Below are 15,028 nucleotides of genomic sequence, written 5' to 3'. Positions count from 1 at the left end.
GGCGCTATTATTTTTCTGTTCATCTTGAGTTGAAATTATACAACATTAGGACTTAATAGTAATCTAATATGAACTCAAATTTCTAGGAATGCCGACATCTGTCAATTCCATTAATGGATTGCCGCAAACATCCGCTCCCAGCGCGCATGACCTGCGTAGCTGTCCCAGCTAAAAAAGATAAATAAGGCTTTACCAATAATCGCATCATCCTTCACAAAACCCCAGTAACGACTATCATCGCTATTATCGCGATTATCGCCCATCATAAAGTATTCACCGGCAGGCACTTTGAGATTATAAAAATTACGTGAGGGGATATTCGGATAAACAAGAATATTATGTTTAACCCCATCTAAATCTTCTTGTATTTTTTTAACAGTGCAAATGGTTTGCCCTGTTGCGCAATCGTAATCGGTGGTATCACCTTGCGGTGTTTGCGTCATTTCTTTGCCATTGATATACAAAACTTTATTAACATAGCTGATGGTATCGCCTGGCAAGCCGATGAGCCGTTTAATGTAGTTCACATGTTGTGGATTAGCCGGCCAACGGAATAACACAATATCTCCGCGGTGTAGCTTTCCCGTATTTAAAATTTTGGTGTGGGTTAGTGGTAACCGTAAGCCATAGGCCCCCATGTTCACTGCGATATAGTCTCCCGCCATGATCGTCGGCATGAGCGAACCCGAAGGCACTTTAAAAGGCTGAAAAATAAACGAGCGAATGATTAATACAATTAACAGCAACGGAAAAAATGATCGCGCATAATCGACGGCAATCGGCAGTTTGACTTTTTGATCGAATGAAGTTCGCGCTTGACGTTTACGAGCGAAAAACACACTATCAGCCAGCCAGATTAATCCGCTGATAATGACTAAGGCAACTAAGATAAAAGGTAAATCGATATTCATAGCGCCCTAGTATACTCAAATCGTTGAAAAATGAGAAATATTATTTAGCTTGAACGCTAAAACTGAGCAGGATGGTTCGACCAACAGCTGGATAGTAGTAGGTGATAGGCGTTGAGCTCAAATCATTTTGGGTCGTGGCATACGAAAAATAATGTTTATTCAGAAGATTATAAACACTCACGCCCACTTGCCAGTCTTGCCAATGATAATTTAAATGACTGTTTATTAAAAAATAAGTCGGCAGAGGTGTTGTTTGATTTAAAAAATCTCCGCCACTGAAGCGCTTTCCCAACAATATTCCTGCACAGTACCATTGCCAATGTTCGGTCAAATTGACAACGCTATGTAAAGAAACTGTTTTATGAGGAACTAAAGGAATATCATTTCCTTTGAACATTCCTGAATGGAATTTAGCATTGACATAGTTTATTGCCCCACCCACACGCCATTGTGAGTTAATGTTATTATCCACAGCAATACTGCCGCCAAACCGCCGCGTTGGATCGAGATTTTGATTAATTCCAAAACCATTATTATTAATATCAGGAATAAACATAATTTCATTGTGTAAATTTAACTGGTAAAGATTAATCTGTGTTTTCCACGTTGATTGTTTGAATTTAATGCCCGTTTCATACGATTCTCCCGTTTGGGTTTTAAGTGGTAAGCCAGTATTGGTAAAGGAATCTTCGTCAGCTTTGGGAAAACGATAATTCGTTGATCGCTCAAAATAAACGCTCAGATAGTGATTAGCATGAAATAGTAATCCCATATTATTAACCCAAGCACGATTATGTGCTGGCGTAAGTTGATTCGTTGTTAATTGATTGGCCGCTGTTGCTAAGCGTGCACCCATTAATAATTCCCAAGTCGAATTAAACGGAATATCGAATTGTTGATACAAAGCTTTTTCAATTTGTTTAGCGCCAGTGGTAAAATTGGTGGCATGAAAATGATAATCGCCCGTTTCCAAATTAATACCCGTAATACTGCCAATCGCTAAATTATTAACATAAAATAATCCATGTAACGTTGGCGAGATATTAATAATATTTCGAGCCTCGGTGAAACGATAGGGTTGCTGACCTAACGATAAAACCCCGTTACCGCGCATGCTATTGAGTGTATTGGCTAGCACGAATTTCCAATTGCTATTTAAAAAATAATGAACTGTCGCTTGTAAAATATGAGTAGTCTCGTGATTATAATCCGATTGATTCAACGCTTGCGTGGGATTGCTCTGTGCTTGTTGCAAGGTGAGGGCGCCGGGATATTGAATATGATTGACGAGAGTATTCCAGCTAATTGCCAACGCCTGACGATGGTGATGATAATTCAATAAAAATCCAACATTACCATTGCGTAGTTTATTATGATCACGGTAATTGTTTGTTGATTTATAATTTGCCTGCAACTGATAAAACCAACCATTACGATACGCTTGACTCGTTAAGATATGATATTGGCGTAAATCATAACTACCGATTTTAACACTGGCCTGATTCATTTTTTTTAACGTTGGTTGCGTCACAATATTAATGATTCCACCTACCGCCTGATCGCCATAGAGCACACTGCCGCTGCCAGGCAATATTTCAATTTGTTGAATCGTATCAAGAGGAATAGTATTTAAATTAAATTGCCCCAGATCAGGATTTAACCACGGTTGACCATTTAACAGTATCAAGGTATTTTGTAAGGCATTATCGCCAAATCCGCGTAATGAGATACTGGTTTGACTGCCCTCACCGTATAAATCTTGCAATGTAAGCGTGGGTTCTGTTTGCAACACTTGTGAAAGTGTCGCAGCCCCCATTTGTTGAATGGTATTTGCAGAAATTATGTTGGCTGGCACTGTCGTTTTTACTGTTGGCTGATGATTTTTTTTGGCGATCACTAAAATCGTGGGGATGGTTAGTGCAAATGAACTGTTCATTACCAATAATAAAATAATACTCAACGTTTTGCTCATGCCGATCCTTAAATTTTTTTAGAGCAAAATGCAGAAATAAGCGTATTCTGCAAGTCGCCCTCCGCAACCTGTTCGATTGATTCATTATTTTTGGCCGGTCTTCGGACTTACAGAGTTTGGCTCTTCCCGTGAATATTATTTCACAGTGATGTTTCCAACTTCATCGAAGGTTCGATGAACTGTTTACCGCTGCGGGGGCAGTACTGGTTTTGCACCAGTTTCCCGATTATCTGGATTAGAGCCTGTTGACAATTCGCTAACGAGATATACTCTTCACACTTGAATTTTAGGCTTTGTTGTCGAGCTAAAGTTACTCAGTCATGTATTCAGTATACACTCCTTCGTATCTTTAACTCGACGCCTCGCCTAAAATCCAATTGTTTTGAGTATAGATTAGGCCAGCGTAAAATTGTTAACACGCCCCAGATCCAGCACCAAAAAGTAGCGCATTGTAAAGTGGATGGGTTAAGGTTTGCAAATAGTGAATTAAATTTAACGATGGTAATTGGAAATAGCTGGCCTTAAGAGCCTGTGCTACCTTGGATTAGATAATACAAGTAAACACCATAACTGATTAAAAGGAGCAGTCCTTTGCAACGATTAAGGCTGCGTGGCTTGCTCAGACCATAACAAAATACAAATAAAAAAACGGTCAAGAGCGCCATCACCAACATGTCACGATGCAGTAATTGGTGTTCCACACTGAGCGGATGAATGATCCCTGCAATCCCCACCACCGCTAACGTGTTAAACAAATTGGACCCCAGCACATTGCCCAGTGCAATATCATGTTCGCCTTTGCGGATCGCAATTAAGGATGAAGCTAACTCGGGCAAGGAGGTGCCAATGGCAACAATCGTTAAGCCGATGATTAAATCGCTCACTCCTAGGCTACGCGCAATACCTACCGCGCCAAAAACTAATATTTTAGAGCTGATGATTAAGAGCATAAGCCCAATAACGATCCAAAAAATCGCTTGACGCATTGTCATAGCGTGAATTTTTAACTCTTGCTCGATTTGATTGGCTAATACATCCGCTTTCTTTTGTAAACTCACCCAAACAGTCCAGGCAATTAAGCCTGAAAAAACCAATAATAACGTAGCCGCCTCAAGACGGGTCACGTGACCATCCCACGCTTGATATAACGCGAGCGCAGTTACTGCGATAAGGATCGGTAATTCTTTACGTAATACTTGAGAGTGCACCTTGATAGGGCTAATCAAGGCCGTGAGTCCTAAAATTAAACCTATATTGACGATGTTAGAACCATAGGCATTGCCAAGTGCGATTCCTACGTTATGTTGCAAAGTGGCCGACACGGAAACCGCCATTTCTGGCGAAGAAGTACCAAACCCTACAATCACCATGCCGATGATGAGAGATGGCATACCCAGATATTGCGCCAGTGCTGCTGAGCCATCGACGAAACGATGAGCGCTCCACACCAATACCACCAAGCTTCCCAAGACTGCGAAAATAAATAACGTCATATAACGCTAGGACTCCCTGTTATAACAACAGCCTGGTCGAATCTCCACTCTTGATCGTAAACTGCCAGTTTTCTGACTCAAGCTCGGAGATTGTGAACAGGCTCTAAAATCTTCAGGAAAAATCTTATCACAACTTAGCGGGAGCGTAGTGATCATTTCGTTCTAGCGCCTCTGCAAGCGCACAAGGGATAATATGCTTTTTTAGACACAAATAAAAACGGTTTTCTTAACTCAAAAGCTAAGAAAACCGGCTAAATATTCAGGAGAAATTAACACGCGTGTCTTCATAAAGCATTCATAAACTGAACCCAGTGGGAGAACCAGGTTGTGAATTCAGCTAAAACATTAGGCTTCTTAGCGCAAGGCCAGCGTGCTCACCGATTTAGCGATTCATTCACTCACGTTTATTTCATTCGGCTCAGAATGATTTAGCTTTATTGAAAACACAAAATTACTATATGCTTCCTAGTAAAAAATTCAAGACTTGCAATTTTTGAAAAGACTTTATTTATCACTAACTGCCTGTTATTAAAATAAAAAAAAATTTTAATCTTATTTTTTCATTACTTTGTAACCCATTTTACCACCTTTTTAATTCGATTATTTTTCAAGGTCTTGGCTTTTGTCTGACATTAAAAAAATCAAACGAGCGGTCACTCAATGCATGATGACACACCCATAACGCTCCACCCCAAAATAATTTTCTTTGACCACCACCAACGTATACTGTTTGATGGGCGCAGATTGCTGAGATGGGAGGGCATTGGTATTGGCAGAATTATTTTTTTCGTGGGTATCCTTAGCGCTGGACGATTTTTTATTAACATAATCCAAGACTTTTACTTCTTTAGGTAATTTCACCGACGCGGATGAGGAAGAAGATAATTGTTGATTGACATTTTGTTTATTTTCATCTTCTAAAATGACTTTACATAACACATCGGTATTTTCTTTATTTGTATCTAAATCGACAATTTTAGTGATCTGCAATTGCGGTTTAGGATCGGGCAATATTGAAAGCGCTTGCGTGACTGGCGTATTTTTTCCTATTTTGAGGGTTGGAGTATGAATAGTGCCTGAGGGATCTTTCCATTCTAAAGTCACTGCAAGGTTTGGCAATAAGGTGGCAAATTTGATGAGATATTGATTATCTGCAAAAACATTCACAATGAATAATCCCATTCCCAACACAAAGGCTATTTTTCGTCCCAACATCATTTTTCCTCGCGGCATTTTTCCTTAAAATAAAATGATAACATAGGAAAAGAGAGAATGCGCATAAGCTTAAGACATGTTGATAATTTGCTATGGCTTAGCGTAGATGGAGTCAATGAGCAGCGAATGACAAAAAATCAATTAGACACGGCCAGCAGAGTAGAATGATCAACATACCCTATTCCACAACCGTATAAATTTCCATTAATAATGGATTGCATTTACTGCACGAGGAACCACAGCCAGCAAGTGGTGGCTCGCGTTTAATTTTACCTTTATTGATCCATTTATTTAACATGTCTCGCATGACTTCAGGTGAGGCACTGAAGTGTTTACATAATGTTAATAAAGGAACGCTGCGTTGTTCGTGAATAAATTTTTTAACCGCCAATAAACGCATCGCTTTATCCCTTCGCCATGAGTGAATTAAATTCGAGTGACGTTTTCTGATGAGCAAGATAACGCATCATAAAAATAATTACAGTAAATCCGCAAAAAATTCCAATTAACCAACTGAAGGAATAAAAAGGATGATGCGAAAACGTGCATGCTTGATAAAAAACCACCGCCGTTCCATAAGCTAAACCCAATGCCCACAGTGTTGAAAATACCGTCCACGATTTATTTAATTCGCGCGCCATGACTGCGGTAGTAGAAATGCAAGGTATATATAATAAAACAAATAATAAATAAGCGAATGCGCCAACTTGTCCACCAAAACGTTGATACATAATGCCATAAACACCTGGATTCACGCTGTGATCGGGTGCAGCCGCTAAAATTGGATTACCCAAAGCGTGCGGGATTTGTGCTAAATTAGTAGGGATTGAGACCAGTGCCGCGCGTAAATTTTCCCAAAATTGAAAATGCGTTTGCGACGCTAATCCCAGATGACCGACTTGCATGTAAAGCGTGTTTAACGTTGCAATCACCACTTCTTTAGCCAACGTTCCCGTAATCAAACCCACTGTAGCAGGCCAATTATTATCTTGTATCCCCATCGGATGAAAAAGAGGTGTTAAGAAACGGCCAAGAGCAGATAATAAAGAATCTTGATTCGCATCTCCCGTGATTAAATGGCCACTGACACTTAAAGAATTAAGCGCGCCGATTAAAATACAAATTGGGATAATTAATTTTCCAGCTTTAATTAAAAATCGTTTTAACCGTGCCCAAGTTTGTCTTAATACTGCGCGCACTGTGGGAAGACGATAGGGCGGTAATTCTAAAATAAATGGAGCAGGTTCACCTTGGAGTACGGTTTTACGTAATAATAATCCGGTAAAAATCGCCATCAGGATACCAATTAAATACAAGAGAAAAACAATATTTTGACCCCCTCGTGGAAAAAATGCTGCAGTAAACACGGCGAAAATCGCCAAGCGTGCTCCGCAAGACATAAAAGGACTCATCATAATGGTTAGAATACGATCGCGTTTAGAATCAAGCGTGCGGGCAGCCATAATCGCGGGAACATTACAACCAAATCCTACGATTAATGGGACAAACGATTTTCCAGGCAATCCCAATGCTCGCATGAATCGATCCATCACAAACGCAGCGCGCGCCATGTAACCTGAACTTTCTAAAAAGGATAAAAATAAAAACATGCCGCCAATAACTGGAATAAAGGTTACGGTAGTATTAATTCCTTTGCCAGCACCACTGGCTAAAATAGCGATGAGCCACGAAGGAGTTGAGATACTCTGCAACAAATGCGCAAATCCTTGGACAAAAATGGTGTCGGTGCTGATATCAAAAAAATCTTGAAATGCTCCGCCAATATTAATCGCAAATAAAAACATGCAATACATCATGGCAAAAAATAATGGGATACCGAGAAAACGATTCAGCACGAAGTGATCTAAACGTGTAGTAAAATTGGTATTTTTACTCTGTTCTTTGTTTAAGACGCTATTGGCAATTTGATGCGAAAACTCATATCTGGCATCGGCAATTAAAATATCGGCATCATCTTCGCACGCTGCAATGTTTGCTTGTTGTTGGTGAAGTGCTAGCTTTAAATCTTCGCTAATAATATTTTTAGCAAATTGATCATCTTCTAATAAACGTAACGCCCAAATTCTATGATTACCATTATAATTTTTAAAAGAGTTATTCAGCTGTGGAATGAGTGCTTGAATGGCGTTTTCTATGGGTGGTGAGTAAGCAATTTGGTGATGATTGGATTTTTTAGCCTGGCTATATTCGACAATAGCCTTTTTTAATTGCTGGATGCCTTGTTTTTTAATGGCAGTAACTGGAATAACGGGTACATTTAATAATTGATTTAATTTTTCAACGTCAAGCTGCTGCCTTGTTTGTGTTAATTCATCCATCATAGTTACTGCGATGATCATCGGTAATTGCGTATCAAGCAGTTGTGAGGTTAAAAATAAATTGCGTTCTAAATTAGTCGCTTCAATCACATTAATATAAATATCAACTTTATCTTCGCTGATAAATCGCGTAGCAATCGCTTCATCCATTGCTGATTTACTGGAAGCAGATGTTAACGAATAGGTGCCAGGCAAATCAATCACTTCTACCTGATAATGACCGTCATTAAAAAAACCACTTTTCCGCTCGACGGTAACACCCGGCCAGTTACCGACACGCAATTGACTACCGGTTAGGGCATTGATTAACGTGGTTTTTCCACAATTGGGATTACCAATTAACGCGACGGTTATTTTTTCCATTCATTAATTCGCTCAATCATGAGGGCGCTGGCTTCGTGTTGACGCAAACTTAAAGCAAAACCGCGCAATGATATTTGGATAGGATCGCCCAATGGCGCGCGTCGTACCACGGTAAATTTAGCCCCACGCGTTAATCCCATGGCCAATAATTTTTGCCGATAGGGTTTGGGACATTCTTGGAAACCCAAAATTTTACCACATTCCCCAATATTTAAATCCACCAGACCTGCCATAATTTATCCATTAGCTCTTAATCTAAATGAGAATCATTATTATCTACATTCTGAGGGTGAAGTCAAGATGCCGCTCATTCTGAAATAACACTTTAGATTCCGTTTTTAACCTCATCTGTTACACTTAAGATTTGGTGACTGAGGTAGAGAGCGATGTCGACAGATATTCGTTGGCAACAATGACTCAATAACTTAAATGCAGCGCTGGAACAATTAACCGAGGGAGTTAATTTAGCTCAATCGCGTGAATTATCCTCGTTAGAACAACAAGGCTTAATTCAGGCTTTTGAGTTTACGCATGAGCTAGCATGGAATGTCTTAAAAGATTATGCCTATTTCCAAGGTAACGCCACGATTGCAGGATCGCGTGATGCCAGTCGGGAGGGATTTAAAATAGGACTGATTAAAGACGGTGACATGTGGATGGAAATGATTAAAAGTCGCCATCAAACCACTCACACGTATAACAAAGCCATTGCAAAAGAAATTGTCGAAAAAATCCTAAGTGTTTATTACTCAGCATTTCTTGAGTTCTGTCATACCATGGAAAAACTAAAATCATGAACTCCCCCGATAAAAAAAAATATGGTTTAAATGATAAGGATATTGCAGCGATTCAAACCGTATTGCGATGCTATCCGCACATTGAAAAAGCTATTTTGTATGGTTCGCGAGCTAAAGCAAATTATCGCCACGCATCGGATATCGATTTAACGCTGCAAGGAGAACAACTCACCTATACCGATTTGGTGGCGATTGACCTCGCCTTAGATGATTTGTTGTTACCCTACACAATTGATCTGTCGATTTATCATCACATCGAAAATCCTGAACTATTGGCACATATTCAGCGCGTTGGACAAGAATTTTATGTTAAGTCGTCGTCTGAATCATCGAAGGTAACTAACAAAGATTAAAAGTCGCAACGCATTACTAATTAGTTGGGTAACAAAGCCTAAAATTCAAGCCTGAACAGGGTATTAGATCAATCAGCACCTGAATTTTGCGATACAAAATAAATTATTTTTCGGCAATAAAGGTTAAATGATCACTGCCATTTAAAAAACGTTTTCGATATTGGATGTTTTTAAAACCAAATTTTTCTAACATCAATCCCATTTCATGCCGATAATACCATAATATATTCATTTCTTCGTATTCTTCTTGAATAAGCGCATCACCGGAATATTTGGCATAATGCGATTTGGAAATTAAATATTGTTCAAATTTATTAACAAACGTTTGATTAGTGAGGGTGATAGAATCGGTAGCGGATAACTTCACTTTGCGAGTGCTGGCATCGACTTCTGCATGTTCGTATAACGCATCCCATGGGATAAATAAATCCATTACTAATTTTCCCGCAGGAACTAACCAATCATAAAATTGTGTTAACGCTTGGTAAGCTTTTTGATGAGGATACAATAATTGGAATGATCCGAGTGGAATAATAATACCTTGATATAAAATTGCCGCTTCAAAAGTATCAATGGTATTTTCAGTGACGAAGGCGGTAACGTTTGACGCTTGTGCGCGTTGCTTGCAACTGTGTAACATGGCTGCTGAAGCATCAAACCCATCCACGGTGAAACCCTGTTGTACGAGCGGAATTAATAATCTTCCTGAACCACACATCGGCTCGAGCAACTTATCTTGCTTTGAAAATAATTCCTGATAAAACGTTAATTCTTCTGCAGCAGCAAATAACTTATCTGCATTATAAAATTCTGTGCAAAGTTCACCATACATCATGTTATCTATACTCCTCATTAAATCTGTTACCTACTGAGAATACGCAAGTATTAAATTGATCCCCAGCAGTTGGCTGCAAGCGCCTAGGTGAGCATACTCGATTGCCAATTAAGCATTATAGACATAGACATGATTGACTATCCAGCCACTCTAAATATGTCGCATCAGCGGGTAAAAACAGGATAAAATAGCGCCCATGAACGAGCAGCAACGAATTTTTTATTTACAACAAATGGGCGTGACGGTGTGGCAGTCGCGAGAGTGCACTATTGCATCAGCGGAAAATCAAGATTTGGCGAATCCTTGGGAAGCGTTGAATCACAAAATCAAGAATTGCCAAGCCTGTGGATTAGAAAAAACCCGTACCCAAACTGTGTTTGGTGTGGGTAATCGCCAAGCGGATTTATTGATTGTAGGTGAAGCTCCCGGATTTCATGAAGATCAACAAGGCGAACCGTTTGTGGGACGTGCTGGGCAATTGCTGGATAATATGTTGAAAGCGATTGGCTTAAATCGTCAAACGGTTTTTATTGCCAATATTTTAAAATGTCGCCCGCCGAATAATCGCGATCCCAAACCCGAAGAAGTTACTTCCTGCACGCCTTTTTTAATTCAACAAATTGAATTACTACAACCTAAAATGATTGTCGCCGTGGGACGCATCGCCGCGCATTTTTTATTAAAAACCACAACACCTTTAAATCAATTGCGCGGGCAGCAATTCGATTTTCAAGGCATACCGTTGCGCGTGACATTTCATCCGGCGTATTTATTACGATCTCCCAGCGATAAAGCCAAAGCCTGGATTGATTTATTAGCCATTCATCAAGAATTGCAACGGCTCATCCATTCTCAGGAAAAAAACCCACATCATGCGACGATTTAATTCTACTGCGCGTTTTTCTTTGCTTAAATTGTTATTATGGATATGGTTATTCAATACTGTACTGATGTGGTTAATCGCGTCACACTATTTATTTAATGTCTTACCACTGAATTTGTATTTTTTAGGCCCGTATTTAGGCCCTATTAATATCTTCGGAAAAATTCTCGTCTATTTTTATTTATTGATAACCTATTGCAGTTATTTTGCATTACTCGCATTCCTGCCAAGTCTGTTGATGATGGTGATTAGTATCATATTACCCTGGCGACGGCTAATTTTTTTATTAAGTTCAATGTTATTTAGCCTTGCATTATTATTATTGTACACTGACACTTATATTTTTAATCTTTATCGCTTTCATTTAAATAGCATGATTTTTTCCATGTTTATTTCCGGCAGTATGGGGAATGATGTATTAAATTTTTCATCGCGTGAAAACCTGATGTTGTTCTTTATGATTGGGTTGATGATGAGTGCGCAAATCTGCGTGCATTTTCTCGCAGCTTATTGCAGCAAGCGATTTTCCCTCCGCATGATTAAACGCTACGCGATAGTGAATGGTGGATGTTTAATCCTATCGTTTATTTTATTAATTTTAGGTGCTAGCACAGGTATTAATCAGTTTAGTAAACAAAATGTGATTTTTCCTGGTTATGATATTTTCATTAACGTAGTCTTTCCCAAAAATATGGCACAGTTTTTACAACGCGAAAGTGAAACGCGTTATTCGCAATTAGCACAAAACTCAGCGCCCTTAAATTATCCCCAACATCCTTTAATCATTAAGCCTAATGAAAAATTACCGAATATTTTTATTATTGGCATCGATGCTTGGCGCTTTGATAGTTTAACTCCTGAGATTACACCAAATATTGCTCGCTTTGCCCAACAGTCGATTGAGTTTAAACAGCATTTTAGCGGAGGAAATGCCACACTACCGGGATTATTTTCGTTATTTTACAGTATCCCTAGCCAATATTGGACAGCGATGACAGCATCCAAAACCAGCCCTGTGTTGATCGATATATTACAACAATTTCACTATTCCATTGGCATTTTTGCCAGCGCTAATTTATATGTTCCCCCACTTTATGAAAATATTTTTGTTAAGATTAAACATTTGCAACGTATTACGCCAGGTAATTATGCAGTCGATCGCGATCGAAAAATTACTCAAGAATTTCAAACATTTTTACAGAAGCATCCACAACCCAAGTTTGCCTTTTTATTTTATGATTCTGCTCACGCTTATTGCACCTTGCAAGATTATCCGCAACCGTTTCAACCCGCCATTCAACACTGCAATCGCTTATTGTTAAATAATGATACCAATCTTATCCCATATTTAAATCGCTATCGTAACGCTTTGCATTTTATTGACGGCGAAGTTGCCAAAGATTTAGCGGCAATTAAAGCACAAGGTTTGTGGGATAATTCGATCATTATTATTACTAGCGATCACGGACAAGAATTTAATGACAATCATTTAAATTATTGGGAACATGCCAGCAATTTTACGCGCTATCAAATACAAGTGCCGTTAGTGATCCATTGGCCGGGAAAAAATGCTGATACAATTAATTACCCCACTTCTCATTACGATATTGTCCCCACGTTATTACAAGATGTATTTCACTGTCGCAATCCAACAAATGATTACAGCATCGGTGAAAATTTATTTATTCAAAAATTACAACCGTATTTAATTGTGGGCAGTTATAGTTATATGGGATTGGTGACGAAAGATTACATCTTGAGTTTTTTGAATTCGGGGGAAGTTTTGGTGCAAACGTTGGGAGCTAAAACGCTGCATCAGCAAAAAATTAATCCAGAGATGATTAAACTATTTTTTAATCTGCTTTCTCAATTTTATAAAACGACAACGCACTCGTAAAGGAGTGCGTTGTTGGATAATATATATAGGTTTCCTTAAGGTGTACAACCCGTCGGAGCATTATCAAGAATATGTGAATCCTGTGTATCCGTCTCACCATCAGTTATCGTGATGACGGTGTTATCGGGAATGGCTTTGAGGCATTTTGTATAAAACGCATAATTTGTTGTGCCTGAAATAATTCCTTCTGGCTGCACAGCGGGTTTAGGGCACGTAGTAAGTGGAGTATCCGGGTATGAAAAATACCCGTAAATTCGCACATAAGCAACGTTAGCAATATCACTCGTCGGAACTATAATAGGTTTTGGAGTAGAATTGGCAGCATTTAAAGTGACGGTACCAAAATCTTTTACTTGAGTACCGTTACTGGTGTAACCTACAAATGAAAATTCCCATCCATGACGCACGCTACCACACCAATTTCCAGGCGCATTAGACAGCTGTAAAGTAATATCCGCAAACGCAGTACCGCTAAATCCCAAAAAAATCGAGCTAACACCCAATGCAATCGAACCCAACATTTTAGAAATCTTTTTCATCGTTATCATCTCCACCGAATTATTTATAGTTTGCTATTCTCAAGCTAAGTATAGCAGATTTTATTCTATACAATTTTTAACCAGAAGTACATATAAAATTACTTTATTATAGTTAACTACTTGAATTTATTCCTTAACGTAGCCTGGGGAGCCGTAGCCTGGAACTTCGCTGCGCTGCGATCCAGGATCCTAGCATCTTTAGAATTCCGGTTCTGGATCGCAGCACAGCGAAGTTCCAGGCTACGGCTGCGCTCCGTTCCAGGCTACAAGCTACGCCATTAATGCCCATTGTTGTTGTAAATCGGTTAATTGTTGTAGCCAATAGCGAGGGGTGCCAAAATCGGGGAATGCGTGTAAAAAAGCAGGATCATCGCGGCGTTTGGCGATCCAGGCGCTGAAATTGATATAACGCAATGCACGTAAGGGTTCGATTAAGCGTAAACTCTTCCTATCAAAATCGCAAAAACTAAGATAGGCGTCTAATAAATGGCGCAAACGAATTTGCGATTCTTCATCTCGCCCTGGCACAATTAACCATACATCTTGCACGGGAGGACCTATTACCATATCATCGAAATCCACCCAATAAAATCCGTGTTGACCTTGTAATAAATTGCCTAAATGGCAATCGCCATGAATGCGTTGCATCTTCACGCACTTAAACCACGGATCGCTTTTATCACAAATGGCATTCACCATTTGAATATAATCTTGTTTAATTTCCGGTGGTAAAAAATCATTTTCAATTAAATAATGTAAATTGGCACGACCATAAGTATCGGGTGTTAAATTGATCCGTGAAATCGATTTTTGCGTTGCGCCAACGGTATGTAAGCGCGCCAACAATCGCCCGATAATGGCTAATTCATCGAAACTTAATTCTTCGGGATTGCGGCCACTCATTTTAGGAAAAGTAGTGTAATAAATGGAATTGGCATAGTGCAACGTTTTTTTATCGATAAAAAAGCGAGGTGCTACAACAGGAATATCGGCTTGCTGCAATTCGTGTAAAAATTGATGCTCCGCTAAAATTTGTTGTTCGCTCCAACGACCAGGACGATAAAATTTGGCAATAATAAAATTATCGTAAGGATGTTGCGCTTCGTCATTAATAATTTCTATTTCATAAACACGATTTTCTAAACTATTTAACGCTTGCACGCGTCCCGTGCATTGTAATCCTGTCGATTGTTCTATGTGATCTAAAATACACTCAGGCGTGAGTTGATAAAAATATTGTGTTGCGGAATTTCCCCAGGCCATGATTTTTTGATCCTTGTTGATTTAATTTGGATGTAGCCTGGAAAGCCCGTAGCCTGGAACGTAGCGCAGCGAAGATCCAGGATCGAAGTTCTAAAGATGCTAAGATCCTGGATCTTCGCTACGCTACGTTCCAGGCTACGGCTGCGCTCCGTTCCAGGCTACGGCTGC

At 39.3% G+C, this 15,028-nt stretch carries 13 protein-coding genes, 1 pseudogene and 1 riboswitch; of the genes and pseudogenes, 4 read left to right on the top strand and 10 right to left on the bottom strand.

Translation table 11 applies throughout. The features are described from left to right. Positions 1–110: 110 nt before the first annotated feature. The 7 genes from lepB to KIT27_01470 all read right to left on the bottom strand — a co-directional run bounded on the left by lepB (position 111) and on the right by KIT27_01470 (position 8,526). Entirely contained in the window at positions 111–911 is an 801-nt protein-coding gene (gene lepB, locus KIT27_01500; protein MCW5588314.1) for a signal peptidase I, read from the bottom strand. A 40-nt stretch (positions 912–951) separates the two neighbouring features. Next, entirely contained in the window at positions 952–2,883 is a 1,932-nt protein-coding gene (locus tag KIT27_01495) for a TonB-dependent receptor (GenBank protein ID MCW5588313.1), read from the bottom strand. A 74-nt stretch (positions 2,884–2,957) separates the two neighbouring features. After that, positions 2,958–3,144: riboswitch (cobalamin riboswitch) on the bottom strand. A gap of 260 nt (positions 3,145–3,404) precedes the next feature. Next, on the bottom strand, positions 3,405–4,376 hold the full coding sequence (locus KIT27_01490) for a calcium/sodium antiporter (protein ID MCW5588312.1): 972 nt from the start codon (positions 4,374–4,376) through the stop codon (positions 3,405–3,407). 657 nt (positions 4,377–5,033) lie between these two features. Continuing rightward, positions 5,034–5,609: a hypothetical protein gene (locus tag KIT27_01485; protein MCW5588311.1), complete on the bottom strand. Its 576-nt coding sequence runs from the start codon at positions 5,607–5,609 to the stop codon at positions 5,034–5,036. Positions 5,610–5,769: 160 nt separating this feature from the next. Then, positions 5,770–5,991, bottom strand: coding sequence for a FeoC-like transcriptional regulator (locus tag KIT27_01480; GenBank protein ID MCW5588310.1), 222 nt, complete (start codon positions 5,989–5,991; stop codon positions 5,770–5,772). Between the two features lie 4 nt (positions 5,992–5,995). Further along, positions 5,996–8,293, bottom strand: coding sequence for a Fe(2+) transporter permease subunit FeoB (gene feoB, locus KIT27_01475; protein MCW5588309.1), 2,298 nt, complete (start codon positions 8,291–8,293; stop codon positions 5,996–5,998). Continuing rightward, on the bottom strand, positions 8,281–8,526 hold the full coding sequence (locus KIT27_01470) for a ferrous iron transport protein A (protein ID MCW5588308.1): 246 nt from the start codon (positions 8,524–8,526) through the stop codon (positions 8,281–8,283). Before KIT27_01470 ends, feoB begins: the two co-directional genes overlap by 13 nt. A 153-nt stretch (positions 8,527–8,679) precedes the next feature. On the opposite strand from KIT27_01470, the pseudogene KIT27_01465 reads away from it, so the two are divergent. Together KIT27_01465 and KIT27_01460 are read left to right on the top strand one after the other, a co-directional pair. Beyond that, positions 8,680–9,090: pseudogene (locus KIT27_01465) on the top strand (nucleotidyltransferase substrate binding protein). Continuing rightward, positions 9,087–9,443, top strand: a complete 357-nt coding sequence (locus tag KIT27_01460; protein MCW5588307.1) for a nucleotidyltransferase domain-containing protein — start codon at positions 9,087–9,089, stop codon at positions 9,441–9,443. The pseudogene KIT27_01465 and the gene KIT27_01460 overlap by 4 nt, the downstream one beginning before the upstream one ends. 103 nt (positions 9,444–9,546) lie before the next feature. Here the strand turns inward: KIT27_01460 and KIT27_01455 are convergent, their stop codons facing one another. After that, positions 9,547–10,278, bottom strand: coding sequence for a class I SAM-dependent methyltransferase (locus KIT27_01455; protein ID MCW5588306.1), 732 nt, complete (start codon positions 10,276–10,278; stop codon positions 9,547–9,549). Positions 10,279–10,474: 196 nt separating this feature from the next. On the opposite strand from KIT27_01455, the gene KIT27_01450 reads away from it, so the two are divergent. After that, positions 10,475–11,164 carry a uracil-DNA glycosylase gene (locus KIT27_01450; protein ID MCW5588305.1) on the top strand — a complete coding sequence of 230 codons (690 nt, stop codon included), beginning with the start codon at positions 10,475–10,477 and terminating at the stop codon, positions 11,162–11,164. Then, positions 11,151–13,058 carry a sulfatase-like hydrolase/transferase gene (locus tag KIT27_01445; protein ID MCW5588304.1) on the top strand — a complete coding sequence of 636 codons (1,908 nt, stop codon included), beginning with the start codon at positions 11,151–11,153 and terminating at the stop codon, positions 13,056–13,058. Before KIT27_01450 ends, KIT27_01445 begins: the two co-directional genes overlap by 14 nt. A gap of 35 nt (positions 13,059–13,093) precedes the next feature. Here KIT27_01445 and KIT27_01440 read toward each other — a convergent pair whose 3' ends face one another. Then, positions 13,094–13,597: a hypothetical protein gene (locus tag KIT27_01440; GenBank protein ID MCW5588303.1), complete on the bottom strand. Its 504-nt coding sequence runs from the start codon at positions 13,595–13,597 to the stop codon at positions 13,094–13,096. 270 nt (positions 13,598–13,867) lie between these two features. Continuing rightward, complete coding sequence (locus KIT27_01435; protein MCW5588302.1) at positions 13,868–14,860, bottom strand: serine/threonine protein kinase; 993 nt, start codon at positions 14,858–14,860, stop codon at positions 13,868–13,870. Positions 14,861–15,028: the final 168 nt, after the last annotated feature.

The organism is Legionellales bacterium (assembly GCA_026125385.1).
In the GTDB taxonomy this organism is placed as follows: Bacteria; Pseudomonadota; Gammaproteobacteria; order JAHCLG01; family JAHCLG01; genus JAHCLG01.
Note: the sequence above shows the minus strand (reverse complement) of the source record. Positions and strands in the feature narration are given on the sequence as shown.